Annotated in this window: 18 protein-coding genes; 9 read left to right on the top strand and 9 right to left on the bottom strand. The window is 43.4% G+C overall.

All coding sequences use genetic code 11. The features are described from left to right. Window positions 1-52: 52 nt before the first annotated feature. Window positions 53-919: a phage integrase N-terminal domain-containing protein gene (locus JK130_RS07230; RefSeq protein ID WP_218353652.1), complete on the top strand. Its 867-nt coding sequence runs from the start codon at window positions 53-55 to the stop codon at window positions 917-919. Between the two features lie 75 nt (window positions 920-994). Here the strand turns inward: JK130_RS07230 and JK130_RS07225 are convergent, their stop codons facing one another. Then, window positions 995-1,582, bottom strand: a complete 588-nt coding sequence (locus JK130_RS07225) for a hypothetical protein (RefSeq protein WP_218353651.1) — start codon at window positions 1,580-1,582, stop codon at window positions 995-997. Between the two features lie 12 nt (window positions 1,583-1,594). Then, on the bottom strand, window positions 1,595-1,864 hold the full coding sequence (locus tag JK130_RS07220) for a helix-turn-helix domain-containing protein (RefSeq protein ID WP_218353650.1): 270 nt from the start codon (window positions 1,862-1,864) through the stop codon (window positions 1,595-1,597). Window positions 1,865-1,980: 116 nt separating this feature from the next. Here JK130_RS07220 and JK130_RS07215 point away from each other — a divergent pair, with 116 nt between their 5' ends. From JK130_RS07215 to JK130_RS07195, 5 genes are all read left to right on the top strand, one after another. Beyond that, window positions 1,981-2,193, top strand: a complete 213-nt coding sequence (locus JK130_RS07215) for a hypothetical protein (protein WP_343210985.1) — start codon at window positions 1,981-1,983, stop codon at window positions 2,191-2,193. Between the two features lie 47 nt (window positions 2,194-2,240). Then, complete coding sequence (locus JK130_RS07210; RefSeq protein ID WP_218353648.1) at window positions 2,241-2,618, top strand: hypothetical protein; 378 nt, start codon at window positions 2,241-2,243, stop codon at window positions 2,616-2,618. Between the two features lie 484 nt (window positions 2,619-3,102). Beyond that, the gene (locus JK130_RS07205; RefSeq protein ID WP_218353647.1) at window positions 3,103-4,827 is read left to right on the top strand and encodes a DUF927 domain-containing protein; all 1,725 of its coding nucleotides are present in this window, start codon (window positions 3,103-3,105) and stop codon (window positions 4,825-4,827) included. Between the two features lie 252 nt (window positions 4,828-5,079). Beyond that, a complete protein-coding gene (locus JK130_RS07200) occupies window positions 5,080-5,313 on the top strand; it encodes a helix-turn-helix transcriptional regulator (RefSeq protein WP_218353646.1) in 234 nt (77 codons plus the stop codon). A 183-nt stretch (window positions 5,314-5,496) separates the two neighbouring features. Further along, window positions 5,497-6,069, top strand: coding sequence for a DUF3800 domain-containing protein (locus tag JK130_RS07195; protein ID WP_218353645.1), 573 nt, complete (start codon window positions 5,497-5,499; stop codon window positions 6,067-6,069). 3 nt (window positions 6,070-6,072) lie between these two features. Here the strand turns inward: JK130_RS07195 and JK130_RS07190 are convergent, their stop codons facing one another. The 3 genes from JK130_RS07190 to JK130_RS07180 form a co-directional block, all read right to left on the bottom strand. Continuing rightward, entirely contained in the window at window positions 6,073-7,038 is a 966-nt protein-coding gene (locus JK130_RS07190) for an IS481 family transposase (RefSeq protein ID WP_218353644.1), read from the bottom strand. Window positions 7,039-7,305: 267 nt separating this feature from the next. Then, the gene (locus JK130_RS07185; protein ID WP_218353643.1) at window positions 7,306-8,520 is read right to left on the bottom strand and encodes a tyrosine-type recombinase/integrase; all 1,215 of its coding nucleotides are present in this window, start codon (window positions 8,518-8,520) and stop codon (window positions 7,306-7,308) included. A gap of 174 nt (window positions 8,521-8,694) precedes the next feature. Continuing rightward, window positions 8,695-9,558, bottom strand: coding sequence for a YicC/YloC family endoribonuclease (locus tag JK130_RS07180; RefSeq protein WP_218353642.1), 864 nt, complete (start codon window positions 9,556-9,558; stop codon window positions 8,695-8,697). Window positions 9,559-9,745: 187 nt separating this feature from the next. On the opposite strand from JK130_RS07180, the gene rph reads away from it, so the two are divergent. The 3 genes from rph to tusA are packed head-to-tail and all read left to right on the top strand — an operon-like array spanning window position 9,746 to window position 11,367. Continuing rightward, window positions 9,746-10,459 carry a ribonuclease PH gene (gene rph, locus JK130_RS07175; RefSeq protein ID WP_218353641.1) on the top strand — a complete coding sequence of 238 codons (714 nt, stop codon included), beginning with the start codon at window positions 9,746-9,748 and terminating at the stop codon, window positions 10,457-10,459. A 9-nt stretch (window positions 10,460-10,468) separates the two neighbouring features. Continuing rightward, window positions 10,469-11,110, top strand: a complete 642-nt coding sequence (pyrE, locus tag JK130_RS07170) for an orotate phosphoribosyltransferase (protein ID WP_218353640.1) — start codon at window positions 10,469-10,471, stop codon at window positions 11,108-11,110. Between the two features lie 11 nt (window positions 11,111-11,121). After that, window positions 11,122-11,367, top strand: coding sequence for a sulfurtransferase TusA (gene tusA, locus JK130_RS07165; protein ID WP_220099500.1), 246 nt, complete (start codon window positions 11,122-11,124; stop codon window positions 11,365-11,367). Between the two features lie 51 nt (window positions 11,368-11,418). Here the strand turns inward: tusA and JK130_RS16765 are convergent, their stop codons facing one another. The 4 genes from JK130_RS16765 to JK130_RS07145 form a co-directional block, all read right to left on the bottom strand. Next, a complete protein-coding gene (locus JK130_RS16765; protein ID WP_343210984.1) occupies window positions 11,419-12,210 on the bottom strand; it encodes a DUF1206 domain-containing protein in 792 nt (263 codons plus the stop codon). Between the two features lie 123 nt (window positions 12,211-12,333). Continuing rightward, window positions 12,334-12,795 carry a hypothetical protein gene (locus tag JK130_RS07155; protein ID WP_218353638.1) on the bottom strand — a complete coding sequence of 154 codons (462 nt, stop codon included), beginning with the start codon at window positions 12,793-12,795 and terminating at the stop codon, window positions 12,334-12,336. Window positions 12,796-12,867: 72 nt separating this feature from the next. Then, window positions 12,868-13,455, bottom strand: coding sequence for a YqaA family protein (locus JK130_RS07150; protein ID WP_218353637.1), 588 nt, complete (start codon window positions 13,453-13,455; stop codon window positions 12,868-12,870). A gap of 9 nt (window positions 13,456-13,464) precedes the next feature. Then, window positions 13,465-14,748: a metal-dependent hydrolase family protein gene (locus JK130_RS07145; protein WP_218353636.1), complete on the bottom strand. Its 1,284-nt coding sequence runs from the start codon at window positions 14,746-14,748 to the stop codon at window positions 13,465-13,467. Window positions 14,749-14,814 lie beyond the last annotated feature (66 nt).

Genomic DNA, 14,814 nt, shown 5'->3' with positions numbered 1-14,814 from the left:
GGTGTTTTCTCAATACTTTCAAAATTAACTTTTTAATTCTGAGGAACATGAAATGAGCCAATTGGGATATCGTCTTCATCAAATGGTGAACGACACACACCGCGAAAGTAGCTTTAGCACTAGAGCTGCTCGTAGCAAAGTATTAAACCTTGCTGCAAAGCAGCTACTTAAACATGGTTATAGATTAAAAGACCCGACCGGCCTCAAAACCAAGCATATCAACCATCTTGTTACACGGTGGCAAGATGAAGGTCTAGCAGCAAAAACGATTAAAAATAGAATGGCAGCCTTGCGTTGGATTGCTGAAAAAATAGGTAAACCCAACATCTGCTCACGTAGCAACGATGACTACGGCATTCCAAGAGTTCGCAACAACCCCATCGGCAAGTCAAAAACGTTAGACATGGATAAGCATGCCAAGATCGAGAGTGACTTAATCAAGCTTTCCCTGCGTTTGCAGCAAGAGTTTGGGCTTAGAAAAGAGGAGTGTATGAAATTCAGCTTATCTTATGCCATGAAAGACACCCAAACTCTGAGAATAAAAGGAACCTGGGCCAAAGGTGGCAAATACCGAGAAATCCCTATTCTAAAAGAGTCGCAACGGCAGTTAATCAGAGACATTGCCACAGTCACCAAAGGCACGCTAATTGCGCCAGATAAAAAGTATGTCGATCAAATGCGAGAGTATGACCGCGAAACTATCCGAGTTGGATTAAATAAAAATCACGGATTACGTCACCATTACGCAAGGGAGCGTTATTTAGAGCTTACAGGTTGGAAATGCCCTGCCGACGGAGGCCCGCGTAGAAGAGAGCTTACCCCCTCTGATTATGAGCACGATACCAATGTCCGTGAGCAAATTAGCCGTGAACTTGGCCATGAAAGATTGAAGATCACATATGCCTATTTAGGTAGCTAGAATTTGGCATGCCAAATCGACAAGAGCAGCATTTTTAAAAAAATAGCAAACCTTGTCTACAGCGTATTTGCAATTTCAGTCTTTGGTTGAGCACCCATGCCACTCTTTTATTTCATGCTTGGGCTTGTTGATTTCATTCCGATATAGCTGATTAATAAAATCAGCACAGAACCTTAAAGTTGATATCGAGCCGGGGTGAAGAGTTGTTCCTCCGTGGGCTAGGCCATTTCTTAGTCCTGGCATGATTTCTATCAAAGATTTGCTGTATTCAGTTGAGGATTCATCCAGAGGTTTTCTTAGGTGAGAAAACCCCATGTCTTTTATCAATCCCCAACTTATTGATTTTTTTATGAGTTTTGGAAATGGCCAGTTACGTTCTAGGCGGTTTTTCAATGCAAATTCTACCGTCGAGTAAACTTTCATCTCACATACTTGATGGAATGGGTAGCAGTACCAAGAGTATGCGGCCAAATTCCTCGCGACATTAAACTGGCTCCTAACATCCTCGGGAACCATCGCATCCAATGAAACATGCGAAATCGACAGATATATTTCTTCTAAAGAAATTGAACGCATTTCCCCCGATTCTTCGTTAAGAACACTCCAAAAAGTATTCCTTTCATCCGGTGACAACAGATTTTCAAGAGACTTAAATTCTTCCACGCTTCACACTAATCAACATTGCGATGACCAATCCAATATCATTTCAGCCAACTCGTCTTCAATGCAGTACAAGAAGGCAGTTGGCACCTCTAGAACACCGCTCAACGCGACTACCGTTTTGAAATCTGGAGTGTGAACACCGCGTTCATATTGGTTCATTCGAGCAGACGCAACAAAGTTATCCATCCCCGCCATTATTCCTAATTGCTTTTGGGACAGACCAAGTCTTGTTCTTGCTTGCTTTAGCCGTGTTGGAAACGGCGAACCATCATTACTTTTCAACTGGTGTAGGAGATCTGCTATTGAAAACTAAGATTTTCTTAGCTTTAATGAAGCCTGGATACTAAGGAATACTTAGCCTTCAATTTGGCATGCCAAATTGGGATTGGAGAGGAGTAGTGATTTTGGAAACGCTATTTTTTGTAATATTTGGGATTGTTTACTTTCTAGTTTGGGTATTTAGCGCTGATGATCAGTCATCTACGGAAAATGAACAACTCAATGAGCTTGATGATGGTATGGGTAATATCATCGCTGATGGCGAACATATGATTTGTCAAGAGGCTGAGGATGCTCAGGCGCGAGGCGAGTTATACGACACTTATTACTAGAGTTAATACATAGGCCAATTTGGCATGCCAAATTGAGGGCGGATTTTATGAACGAAGAAAAGTTGATTAATAACTCCGAGCTACGACCATTTTTACCCGCGTTTGATGAGATCAAGCATCGACTGCGTGGTATTGAAGTCGAATGTGAGCCACTAGGCCTTTATTTTGATAAGGATGTACATACCGAAGAGGAAATGTTACTTACTTTAATATCCCAAAAGGCGTTTGCGTTCGATGTGACTAACGAAAATGGGTCTGTCTGGGATGTAAGAATTGAGCCCTTTTCAAAGTTTAAAGCGCGCAGCACTAAAATAACATTCCCGTTTACCGGCTATAATCCTAATAAGCGACAGCAAATCAGTAATTGGGTTATCGAATTGTGTAATTGGGAAGGTGACGTATTTACCGGCATTACCAGGCATTAAAATTAAAAGGAACTGCTATGACAACATATGAATGGTTTCAGATGTGGGTGTTAATGGTACTGGCTATTCGCGCTACTCGCCACTACGACAAACTAAAACACGGCCTATTTGAAGCAATTAAAGAGGGGAGAATCTAGTGATGGCTCCGTTGCTTACAGGATGCGCCATGGTTCTGGCGTTGGTGATATTTTTTGCTTTGCTATTTCATTTTAATCGCGACAACCTCAATAAATTCGACTGATATCCAATATTTCCAGCGAAAAAATTAGGCATGCCTAACGTTTTACGTTCAAAAGCAGCATTTTCATACCAAATTCCAGTAACAATTACCCCTTGACTTTTCTGGAGTACTTATTTTTTAAAAGGCTGAAAAACCCATCAAAAGTAAGGTGGGTTTTTCCGATCCAAACTGGCTCAAACCGTGTCAACCTAACTCTCAATGATTCAAGTAATACAAATGCGTTGATTTTGAGAGGTAAAAGTCATGCTAAAGGCAAAACCCGATGGTATCTACTCTTACAGTAGCAGCGGTGAAGAGAAAAAAATATCTGGGCCAATTGAGGTTAAGGCAATTGTGTCTTCCCCTAACAAGCGTGACGATTTTGGTCGTCTTATAGAATGGAAAAACTACTTTGGCCTAACAATTCGCGAAGTACTCACTATGGGAGAAGTATGCGAAGGCTCAGCAACAAGTTTTAAACAGCGGTTGTTGAACTCTGGATTTCAACTATCTCCTGAAAAAAGATCTTGGGAGTTACTTTTAGCACATCTCATTGAGGCTCCATGTAAATTGCATGCCTACAGTGCAAGACAAAGTGGATGGATTAACGGGCAATTTGTGACACCAGATTGGAGCGTAGGTCGACACGAGACACCTGCTATCTATGTTGGTGATTTTGCAGGTGCTAGTTTAGAAGAGTCAGGCTCTTTATTGGACTGGCAAAAACATGTCGCCCAATACTGCCGAGGTAATCCAATCTTAATTATGGCTGTGTGTACAGCCCTAGCGGCCCCCATTATCGAGTGGACGGATTTGGAAAGCTTCGGAATACAGATTGTTGGGAGCTCTAAGTCCGGCAAGTCTACGGTCATGAAAGTGGCTGCCAGTATTTATTCAGATCAAACCTACTGGGAAACTTGGAGCTCGACTTCAAACGGGATTGAGTCTATTGCACGAGCAAGGAACAACATGTTGCTTTGTTTGGACGAATTTAAGCAGTGCCCTGCAAATGAAATGGATCGATTGATTTACCACTTATGTAATGGTGTATCAAAGCTTAGAAGCACAAAAAACGGTGGACTAGACAAACGGTATCGGTGGCGCACTATTTTGCTTAGTACAGGAGAGCTAACTCTAGAGGAGCTTTTCCTGAGTATTAACCAGAGTGTGAGTGCTGGGCAGTCTGTTCGCCTGATAGAGGTACCAACTTTCTGTAGATACGATGCCTTTGAAAATATTCATGAGTTTCCTTCAGCAAAGGAGTTTGCTGAACATTTATCAGCCAGCGTTAATAAATATCACGGAACTTTCATTAAATCTTGGTTGGAAGTCCTATCGAGATTTAACTGTCCGCAAGATGAAATAATCAAAGAATATAAAAGTATTCGAGACGAATGGCCTTGGCCTAAGAGTATCGCCAGCCAGGCGAATAATGTTCTAGATAAGTTCGCTTTGTTAGCTGCCGCAGGAGAAGTTGCGATAAACCATGGGTTGTTGCCATGGCACCTGGGGGATGCCAAAAACGCTTTAGAGCAAGTAGCTACAATTTGGCTTGATGATCGGAATAGCACCGAAAATTCAGAAAGTAAGAAAATTATTAAGAAGCTTATCAGGCTAATCAATAAATGGCGGCACAGCCTGAGTCCTCGGGGGGAATCACATAATGGGAGTATTGGGTTCTTTGAATCAGAGCCTGAACTGACTTGGTATATCCCTCAGCAGCTGTTCAAATCGGAAGTAATAGAATCTGTTGCTCATGAATACAGGCAAGCAGTTCATTACATGCTTCAAAAAGGTTGGGCCATTTCAAATGAGAGCTCGCGAAGTACATTCAAAATAAGAGGGAAGCGATTTATTAAGTTTTTTCCCGAGAAAATCTGTCGCGAATGCAATGAAAGTGTGGATCTATCCCACTTTCATATAAATTATAACTCATTGAATAGTAATGATAATCCCACTTTCCCAGTTTCCCAGAGCGAGAATGACTAATGCTTACTGACCAGCTATTTGACGAAATTAAATGCGTGATTGAAAGCCAACTTTGCAAAGTCGCTCTCAATAGCAAAGAGTTCCTCACATTTGATGAGTGTGTTCAATATACCGCACTAAGCCCGAATTTCTTGCGGCAACAAGTACGGGACGGGTTGCCCTGTTACAAGCTTGGTGGGCGGCGAACCTTCTTCAAGAGAAAAGAAGTTGATGTTTGGGTACTAAAGAATCGCGTGGAGTTGGGAGACGAACATGAATAACGAGCTATTTGAACAACGAGCGGGCATTTTAAAACTCTATGGCGAAGAAGAACGGTTGATAAGCGAGACCGAACGCTGTCGCAGAACCGGCATTAGCCGAACTACCTGGTGGCGTATGCAAAAGGCGGGAGAAACCCCGCCAGCCTCCAGCGTGGGTAAAGGAAAAGCCCGTTGGTTGCTGTCTGATATTTTGCTTTGGATGAATAATGTAAAACTTGGTCGCTAGAGAAGCGTTATCGATATTTTTTTAGATATTTACTTGAATATGAATAGACTAATCCTTATACTTCCGCCGTGTGGGTAAAGCCTGAATCAACCGCGACGCAAATTGTATCGTAAGCGCTCTGTAAGAGCGTCGGTCTCAGGGTCCACACCCAAATTAAAGCTAAATGGAGCAAAAGCATAGGAAGTGCCAGACGTAACAATAGCCCTAGATGAAAGCGGTGACCTCGGCTGGAAATTCGACGCTCCATATAGAAACGGTGGCTCTAGCCGCTACCTTACAATTGCAAGCATTCTTTACCCGCAAGAAAAAAATAAGCATCCCAAGCGTTTAGTTAAAAAGCTATATACAAAATTCAAATGGAACGCTCAGTCAGAAGTTAAATGGGCAGACATGAGCTTGCCTCAACGCACTGAGTTTGCTAATCAATTAAGATCAATTGTACTGACAAATCCAGACCTCAAACTGCTTTCGATAACGGTAAAAAAAGAAAACGTCCAAGAGCATATTAGACGGGATGGTAACAAGCTATATAACTACATGATTGGTCTATCATTACTTAACGAAATGAAAAATCATGGAAGTGTTCTTTTCATCCCTGATCCACGTTCGATCAAGGTAAAAAGTGGAAACAGCATGCACGATTACCTTCAGACCAAATTATGGTTTGATAAAAAATCACAAACTATCCTTACTACTACACCGATGGAAAGCCAGTCATGTAAGGCGATCCAAGTTGCTGATATGTGTGATTCATAGACATCATTTCACTTTTCGTAGTTGAAGATCACGCTGATAATTCGATAACTGAATGCGTTCATTTTCAGTTTTATAGTTAGCGTGAACGTCCTCCCAAAGTGGTGTTTGTTCAAGCCGTTCAAATACAATATCCATTGGTGTTTTACCTTTGAATGAGCCGTGAGCGCGTTGCCAATTGTAGTAATGCTGCCACTCAGGCAATGTTTGATTTTTGAGTTCTTCCAAATCTAAATTAGCGGTAGAATAAAACTCTTCTTTGTCGGTTCTTTGTGACCTCTCAACTTTGCCATTTAAGTGAGGAGAGCCTGGTTTGTTGGGGCGAAATTTAATGCCATGCTCCATCAATTTGAGCTGTACCTTTTCAGCAAAAAACTCCGTTCCGCGATCAGTTTGAACACGCTGTATTGGAAATGGCATTTCTTCTATCACTTTATCGATAAAGGTAAGCGTATTGGTTGCCGTTCTGCGTTTAAAAACGTCTAACACACGATATCTAGAGCAATCATCAATGGCAGTGTATTGATAAATTCCAGGCGCGATCTTACATGTATCCATCTGAATTCGGTCACCAGGAATAGGTCTTTGATATCGAATGAAGTCTTTTTTCTTCCGCTGAAAAACTATTGGTTTTACTTCATGTTTAGTCAGTATTTTATGAATTGAGGCAAGCGATAGCTGAAAGTTATGCTCGCGAAGAAGCTCATTCTGGATTCTTCTGGCACCAAGTTTTCTGTCTTTTCTTAGATCGAGGATCCACTTTTCGATTTGATTATTAATTTTAGTGTTTGGGGAGCTGTGAGGACGTTTAGAAACATCCTGTAGGCCATCTACGCCCTTTTCTCTGTATCGCTTATACCATTTTCGAAGAGTAGGCCTAGATATACCGCACCGACGGCAAACTAGACCCGCATCATTGGTTTCTTCGTAAAGCTCAACCCACTTTAATCGCTGTTTAATTTCTTTGATCATAGAGCAATAGTATATTGAAACGATCTCTATGAATCACACAGCTGATATGCTGTCAGGCGTTGTTCAAAACCATTTTGAAGACGGAAATAGTAATGCTTGGCAAATATTGTCCCCTCATATTGAATCCAGGTGTCTATTTTTTTAATACCCCTGTGATTAACTCTAATAACGAATAAATTGTGTCGCGGTAACTCGCATTTATACAACTGTAGGGGTTAATACCGCTTTGCCAACACCAACTGATAGTTCAAATTTATAATTTTCCAGTTAACTACTCACTGCTTCTTGAAGAGCAAAACATACGGCTTCGTGAACCTCCCGTCTTTTATCAAAATAGTCCCCTTGATCATAAATCTCAGCCATATTGTCTATCTTATGATTTAAACAGCGCTCTAGAACATCCCTATCGAAGCCTAGCTGGCCAGCGATGGTTCTAAAAGTTCTCCTGAAATCATGAATAGTAAAATGCTCTAATTGCCCCATACGATTTGGAGGCGGAGCTTTTTTGCTACTGTCTATTCCAAAAAGGCTGTTCACTGCACGATTTACAGTGTCGTTTCCCATATGAGATACTTTGCTTTTGCGTCTTGCTGGGAATACATACTCAGAACTATGAGATCTGACTGTTAACTCCTCAAGCCAGCTTATAGCCTGTGGAGGAAGTGGTATACTGATATCGCTTTCCGTTTTTGTGCGCGCTTTTGGTAAGTGCCACACTGCATTACCTAAATCGAACTCCTTCCAAAGCGCTTGAATTAACTCTGACTTTCTAACGCCTAAGGTAATAAGTAGACAGCAAACTAAGTAATTATCTCGCGTGAAAGAATTCAAATTTTCCCTGAATACCGAAAAGGCGTGTTCAATTTCTTCAATGCTCAAGAACCTTTTTCTTGGCTTTTCATCCCCCCCTGCATCCTTACAGGAAAAAGCTGAAGCCGGGTTATTTGATGTAATACCAAGTTGGATGGCATGTTTAAAAAGTTGATTAAGTAAGCCCAGCACATCATTTGATACTGTTGGTCGCCCACTGTTTGTGATGGTGTCTAAGATATTTCGAACATGAATTGCAGTCACTTGTTCAACCTTTAAGTGGCCAATATGGGACGAAACGTTTTTTCCATACTTGCTTTTTGGTATATCTGGGTGTTTATTACGCTTTAATATCTTGTGTTGATACATATCCTTAAATAATAGATCAAATGTCATTCCGTCATAATTTTCAATTGAAGCAATAGAAAGAGGGTCGATGCCATCTCGAATTAATGCCCGAATTTTCTCTGCTTCACCACGAGCTTCAGCCAGTGTCAGTTGTCCGAATTTACCCAGCGACTTTTCCCTCCTCTTTTCGTTGAAGGTATATCTCAGGGACCAGTATGGTTCGCCACGCTTCGGAACGACGAAGGACAATCCATTGCCATCGGATGTTTTACTATGCTGACCTTTAGCAAGTATGTTGACTTGTTTAACTGTTAAATTTGGCATTTTTTCACCTCTTGTACTCACCAGTGGTTTGAGACTAGCAGTGAAAAATACTCACCACAATACTCACCAATTAGATGAAACAGAATGAAAAAATACGGAACGATAAAAAACAAAACCCCGCTTTAAAGCGAGGTTTTTCAATGTCTTGAGAGTCTTTGTGAGCGCTAGTGAGCTCTATTCAATATTCTGGATCTGCTCGCGCATTTGCTCAATCAGTACTTTAAGTTCAACCGCTGACTGGGTGATCTCGGTACTGATTGATTTAGAACCAAGCGTGTTGGACTCGCGATTGAACTCTTGCATCATAAAGTCCAGGCGGCGTCCGCAGGCTCCGCCTTTTTTCAGAATATTACGTGTTTCGCTGATGTGGGAGTTCAGGCGGTCCAGTTCTTCGGCCACATCGACTTTTTGTGCCAGCATAATCATTTCTTGTTCAAAACGACCTGCATCCAGCTCTACCTGGGCTTCTTCGAATCGAGTCTGAACCCGTTCTCGCTGCCATTGTATAATTTCAGGCATTTTGGTTGATACGGTTTTAACCTCGGCTTCAATGGCGTCAAGGCGCTGTTCAAGCAGTGTTTTTAATGTGTTACCTTCAGCAGCGCGGGCTTCGACAAACTGAGACAAAGCCTGGTCAAAGGCGTCCATCGCATCTTTGGTGATGGTGTCCATGCTGGTTTCTTCGGCGGCGATAACTCCAGGCCAACGCAAAACATCAAGCGGATTAACCCCGGTAGACTGACCATGCGATTGCACCCAGTCAGCAGCGTGCAATACCTGTTTGGCTAAATCTTCGTTTAGCGTCAGCTTACCTGCCGTTGCTTCGTTGGCGGTAAAGCGCAACGCACATTCTACTTTACCGCGCTGTAATTTTTTTCTGAAACGTTCACGTAATACGGGTTCTAATGACCGAAACTGTTCAGGTAGACGAAAATAGTTTTCCAGGAAACGCTGGTTAACAGAGCGAATTTCCCACACTGCTGTTCCCCATTCCTGCTTTGTTTCACTGCGTGCGAATGCTGTCATACTGTAAATCATAATTTCATCCGTTTCGATTTGCCGCCTTCGTATTGAATCCTGATCATACGCCAAAGGATGCTTTTGTGCCTAGTACTTATGCCGATGCCTTTTCTTTCATTCAATTTCATTGCGCAAATACGTTATACTTTAGGTTCAGTAATCATTTTTTATCCCCCGCGTGCTTACGCCTTGCTAGGAGAACACTATGCGTCCAAGTGGCAGAACTGCCAGCCAGATTCGTCCGGTTACCATCACCCGAGATTTTACCTGTCATGCTGAAGGGTCGGTACTTATTGAATTTGGCAACACTAAAGTGCTGTGTAATGCCACGGTTGAAGAAGGCGTACCGCGATTTATGAAAGGTCAGGGTAAAGGCTGGATAACGGCTGAGTACAGTATGTTACCGCGCTCAACCCATACCCGTAGTCAGCGCGAGGCTGCGCGTGGTAAACAGGGTGGTCGCACATTAGAAATTCAACGTTTAATTGCCCGCTCGTTACGCGCGGCGGTAGACCTGAAGTTATTAGGCGAAAATACCCTGACTCTTGACTGTGATGTTATTCAGGCTGACGGTGGCACCCGCACCGCGTCAATTACCGGTGCGTGTGTGGCCATGGTTGATGCGCTGACTTATATGCGCAGTAAAGGCATCATTAAAACTAATCCGCTCAAGCACATGATTGCCGCTCTGTCGGTGGGAATTTACGAGGGTCAGCCTGTATCTGATTTAGAATATCTTGAAGACTCAAAAGCCGAAACCGATATGAATGTGGTTATGACTGAAACCGGTAAGCTTATTGAGGTTCAGGGTACCGCTGAAGGCGAAGCCTTCTCGTTTGATGAAATGAGCGAGATGCTGGAGTTAGCGAAACACGGTTTGCGCGAACTTTTTGATATTCAAAAAGCAGCGCTTGCTTAGGAGACACAAGTGAAGTCTTTTCAACGAGAATTTATTGAGTTTGCCATTAATCGTGGGGTACTGAAATTTGGAGAGTTTACCCTTAAATCAGGCCGCACCAGCCCGTATTTTTTTAATGCCGGGTTATTTAACCGCGGTGGCGATTTAGCGCGGCTAGGACGCTTTTATGCCACAGCATTAACCGAGGCGGGAGTGGCTTTCGATACTCTTTTTGGACCGGCTTACAAAGGTATCCCTATTGCTACTACTACGGCGGTGGCACTGGCTGATGAGCATAATCTGGATGTGCCTTATTGCTTTAATCGTAAAGAAGCCAAAACTCACGGTGAAGGGGGTAATTTGGTAGGGAGTCCGTTGGCAGGAAAAATTATGCTGGTGGATGACGTTATTACCGCTGGAACCGCAATACGCGAGTCAATGCAGCTTATTGAACAAAATGAGGCGGTGCTGGCCGGAGTCCTTATTGCCCTTGATCGTCAGGAAAAAGGGCAGGGTGAGTTGTCGGCCATTCAGGAAGTTGAACGCGACTTTAACACCCGGGTAATTGCTATTGTAACCTTGGATAACGTAGTGACTTACCTACACGAACAAGGTGATCAACAAACTCAAATAGACACTATTAATGCGTATCGCAAAACTTACGGAATATAGCAGTGAGTGATCTGACAAACTTTACCGAGGCTGACCACACCCTGGATGCGATGGGCTTGCGCTGTCCTGAGCCGGTAATGATGATACGTTTGAAAGTTAGAAAATTGGCCGAAGGCGAAACCTTGTATATAACTGCGGACGATCCGTCTACTGCACGTGATATCCCTAGTTTTTGCCGATTTATGCAACACACTTTAATTAAACAGCAAACAGATACATTACCGTATCAGTACCTGCTTAAAAAAGGCGTTGCTTAAAACAGTTGTGCCCACACAAATGTGTGGGCACAACACCCCAACTCAGCTCACCTAAGTTTTGTGATAACGGCTTTCAAACGCACAGAATATTCCAAATAAAAACAGCCCGGCGCCTATAAACATAACGGCATACTGGCCGTAGCTTTGCTGCATCAGCGTATTTAGTGCATCTCTTAGTCCACCGGCCTCTTCAGGATCCGCCGCAATTGCAGCGCTCACAAAGAAACCACCTACCATGATATAGATAACGCCTCTAGCGAAAAAGCCAATCCGGCCTACCTTTTCTGCGGCCGACTTTGCTTTTGCTGACATCTTATGCAGGTCAAATTTATCCATAAAATCAGATTTTATCGCGTGTTTGAACTGTATGAACGAAAATAGAATAACAATTACACCGCACAAGCCTACCAACCAAAGCCCCCACGTCTGCTGCATTAATGTAGAAGACATTTGTTCACTACTGTTTTGACCGCCACCATCACTACGGGCGCCCTGAAACACTTTAATGGCCAGGTAAGTACCCGAAGCATAAATAATCGCCGATACAAAATAGAAGACTCGTTTGAGGACATCTTTAGCACTGTCATCCAGCTTATCAATATTGAAGAGCGCCTGGGACAGACGCCATAAAACATAGCAGGCCATACCCACAATAACGATGCCAAGAATAACCTGACCAAATGGTTGCTCTACCAGCTTTATAAATACCGACTTTTGCGAAGGGGTGTCTTGTCTGAAATTACCAATAGCGGTACCAATTACTAAAATACCTAATAGGCAATAAACTATGGTTTTGGCAGCATAACCACCAAATGCGAGGGCTGTACGTATATTGTCAGTCACATCGTTCTCAATTATTTTTTATCAGCGTAGCCTTATATACGCAAAGTTTTCAACATTGATTACTTAATAATAATTAAAATAATAGTATTTTATGGACTTTACGGTTAAGCCGATAAGAGTGAATTAGTGAACCTGAACAGTCGAATCGCCAGAGTTGGGCCGTGGTGAAGCTGCCGGGCTCAAACCATGAACAATAGACTGAAGAAGTGTTGCTATTTCAGGCTCAGTAGCAAAAAGCGGAGTAAGAGCCATTAACTGCTGCTGACTATCTGCGTAAACCTGTTCAGCAGCCTGACTATCGCCGCTATCCTGATAGCGTGCGGCTAAATACACCGTGAGGGCCCCATAGGCAATAAAATCCTCAGCAATTGTCTGTGAAGAAGAATGCGGATGGTGTAAGGCTAATATTATTGCATGGGCGGTTTCCAACGCCCGGCTGGCGTATTCTACAGTGTTTGTCTGATCGACCTGTAGTTGAAAGTTCTGGGCCTGATGGTGAAGCTCCGTACGCTGTTCGCGAGCCTCTTCAGGATGTTGCTGTAGCCATTTTTTTTGTTCGGGGTTTAAATAAGTACGGTACGACATCAAGATCTCCTGATACCCAATAACCCTGATTTAAAAGCTGGGCTGTGGCGTCATTATTGTAAAAAAGAATGGCTACTTTAGTAACGTACTAAGATACCAAAGCAACAAAACAATGAGAGTTATTGCAAGAATCGCCCAGCCCTTGTAACGCTCAATAAAATGCTGGGCTTTATTTCCTGCCACATACACCACCACCGCAAGCCCAAAGTATCGTATTGAGCGGGCAACTACGGTAGCGGCCACAAACAAAGGAAGAGAAAACTGAGTGGCACCGGCGGCCAGCATAGCAATTTGGAAAGGAATGGGGGCAATACCTAGCGTCATTACAAACCAAAAGCCCTGGTTTTCCATTTGCTGTTTTACCTGATCAAATTTTTCCTGGTTGGCGAAGGTACTGATAATCCAGTCGCCCACCAGGTCGAACAGGTAATAACCCAGCCCATAGCCAATAACAGCGCCAAGCAGGCATCCCACTGTGGCCATTAGCGCAATCAGCCATAGCTTATCGCGACGCGCTTGCATCAGTGGCACCATAACGGCTTCTAAAGGTATGGGAATAATAGTGGACTCGAGCAACGAGGCTACGGTAATACCCGAAAGCATATTCTTTGAGGCGACCAGCCTGTGAGTCCCGGCTTTTAATTGCCTTCTTATTCCCATTGTTACCTTCTATTGTTTGATAATCTCACCATCCTTCATTACAAAGGTCACCTTGCTCATTACGCTGATATCATCAAGTGGGTTTCCTTGTACCGCAATAATATCTGCCAGTTTGCCTTTTTCCAGACTACCCAGACGATCATCTACCTGAAGCATTTTTGCCGCGTGCACGGTGGCTGTCTTAAGCGCTTCGGCTTCAGACATTCCAGCTTCAACCATATAACCAAACTCTTCGGCATTATCTCCGTGTGCCGACACACCACTGTCGGTTCCAAATGCAATGTTCACCCCTGCTTTATGGGCTGTAGCGAACGTATCCTGAATCAAGGGACCAATTTTTGCTGCTTTTGGGCGGACCAGGTCAGGAAAATACCCGTCGATTTTGGCTTTTTCAGCAACAAATTTTCCGGCCATAATGGTGGGCACATAGTAAGTGTTATTTTGTTTCATCAAATCAATGGCTTCTTTATCCATGTAGGTGCCATGTTCAATTGAGGTAACGCCGGCTTTGATGGCACGCTTCATTCCTTCTTTGCCGTGGGCATGCACAGCAACGGTCATGCCGTAGTCTTTTGCGGTATCGACAATGGCTTCTACTTCGTCGGTCATAAACTGAGGGTTTTGGCCACTTTTAGCTACACTCAACACCCCGCCGGTGGCGGTGATTTTTATGACATCAGCGCCATCTTTATAACGCTGACGTACCGCCTGACGAGCTTCGGCGACACCGTTGACTACCCCTTGGGTTGGACCTACATCTGGTTGAATGGTTTTGGCCATACCATTGCTCGGATCTGCGTGGCCGCCAGTTGTTGCAATTGATTTAGCTGCGGTGAATATTCGTGGGCCTTGCATCAGGCCTTTGTCTATTGCTTTACGTAATGCCACTGTCTCGTTGTAACCGTCACCTAAATTACGAACGGTTGTGAAACCCGCATGCAAGGTTGTTTTGGCGTTATTGGCTGCTTTATAGGCAAAGTCAGCCTCGTTTAACGTATAGCGTTCAAGGTAAGTTTGCGGCCCGCCGTGTTCAGACGACAAATGAACATGCATGTCCATTAGACCAGGTAATACGGTACTATTTTTTAAGTTGACCACGGTATCATCGGTGCCAGGCTGTTGATAACCCTGACTGATTTTGCTGATTTTATTATCAGAGATGATAAGGGTCATTTCTGACTGAAGAGTATCTGAAGTGCCGTCAAATAATTTTCCGGCATGAATATAGGTGTCGGCTACTGCCAGATGGCTGGCGCAGCATCCGGCTATTATAAGGGCCAGTTTTTTCTTCATTGTTATGCTCTTTAAACGCGGTAAGGAAAACCTACTGTAGGGTACCTCACAGGCAAATGTAAAGCA

The sequence above is a fragment of the Alteromonas lipotrueiana genome, from assembly GCF_019249245.1.
Taxonomy (GTDB): Bacteria; Pseudomonadota; Gammaproteobacteria; order Enterobacterales; family Alteromonadaceae; genus Alteromonas; species Alteromonas lipotrueiana.
Note: the sequence above shows the minus strand (reverse complement) of the source record. Positions and strands in the feature narration are given on the sequence as shown.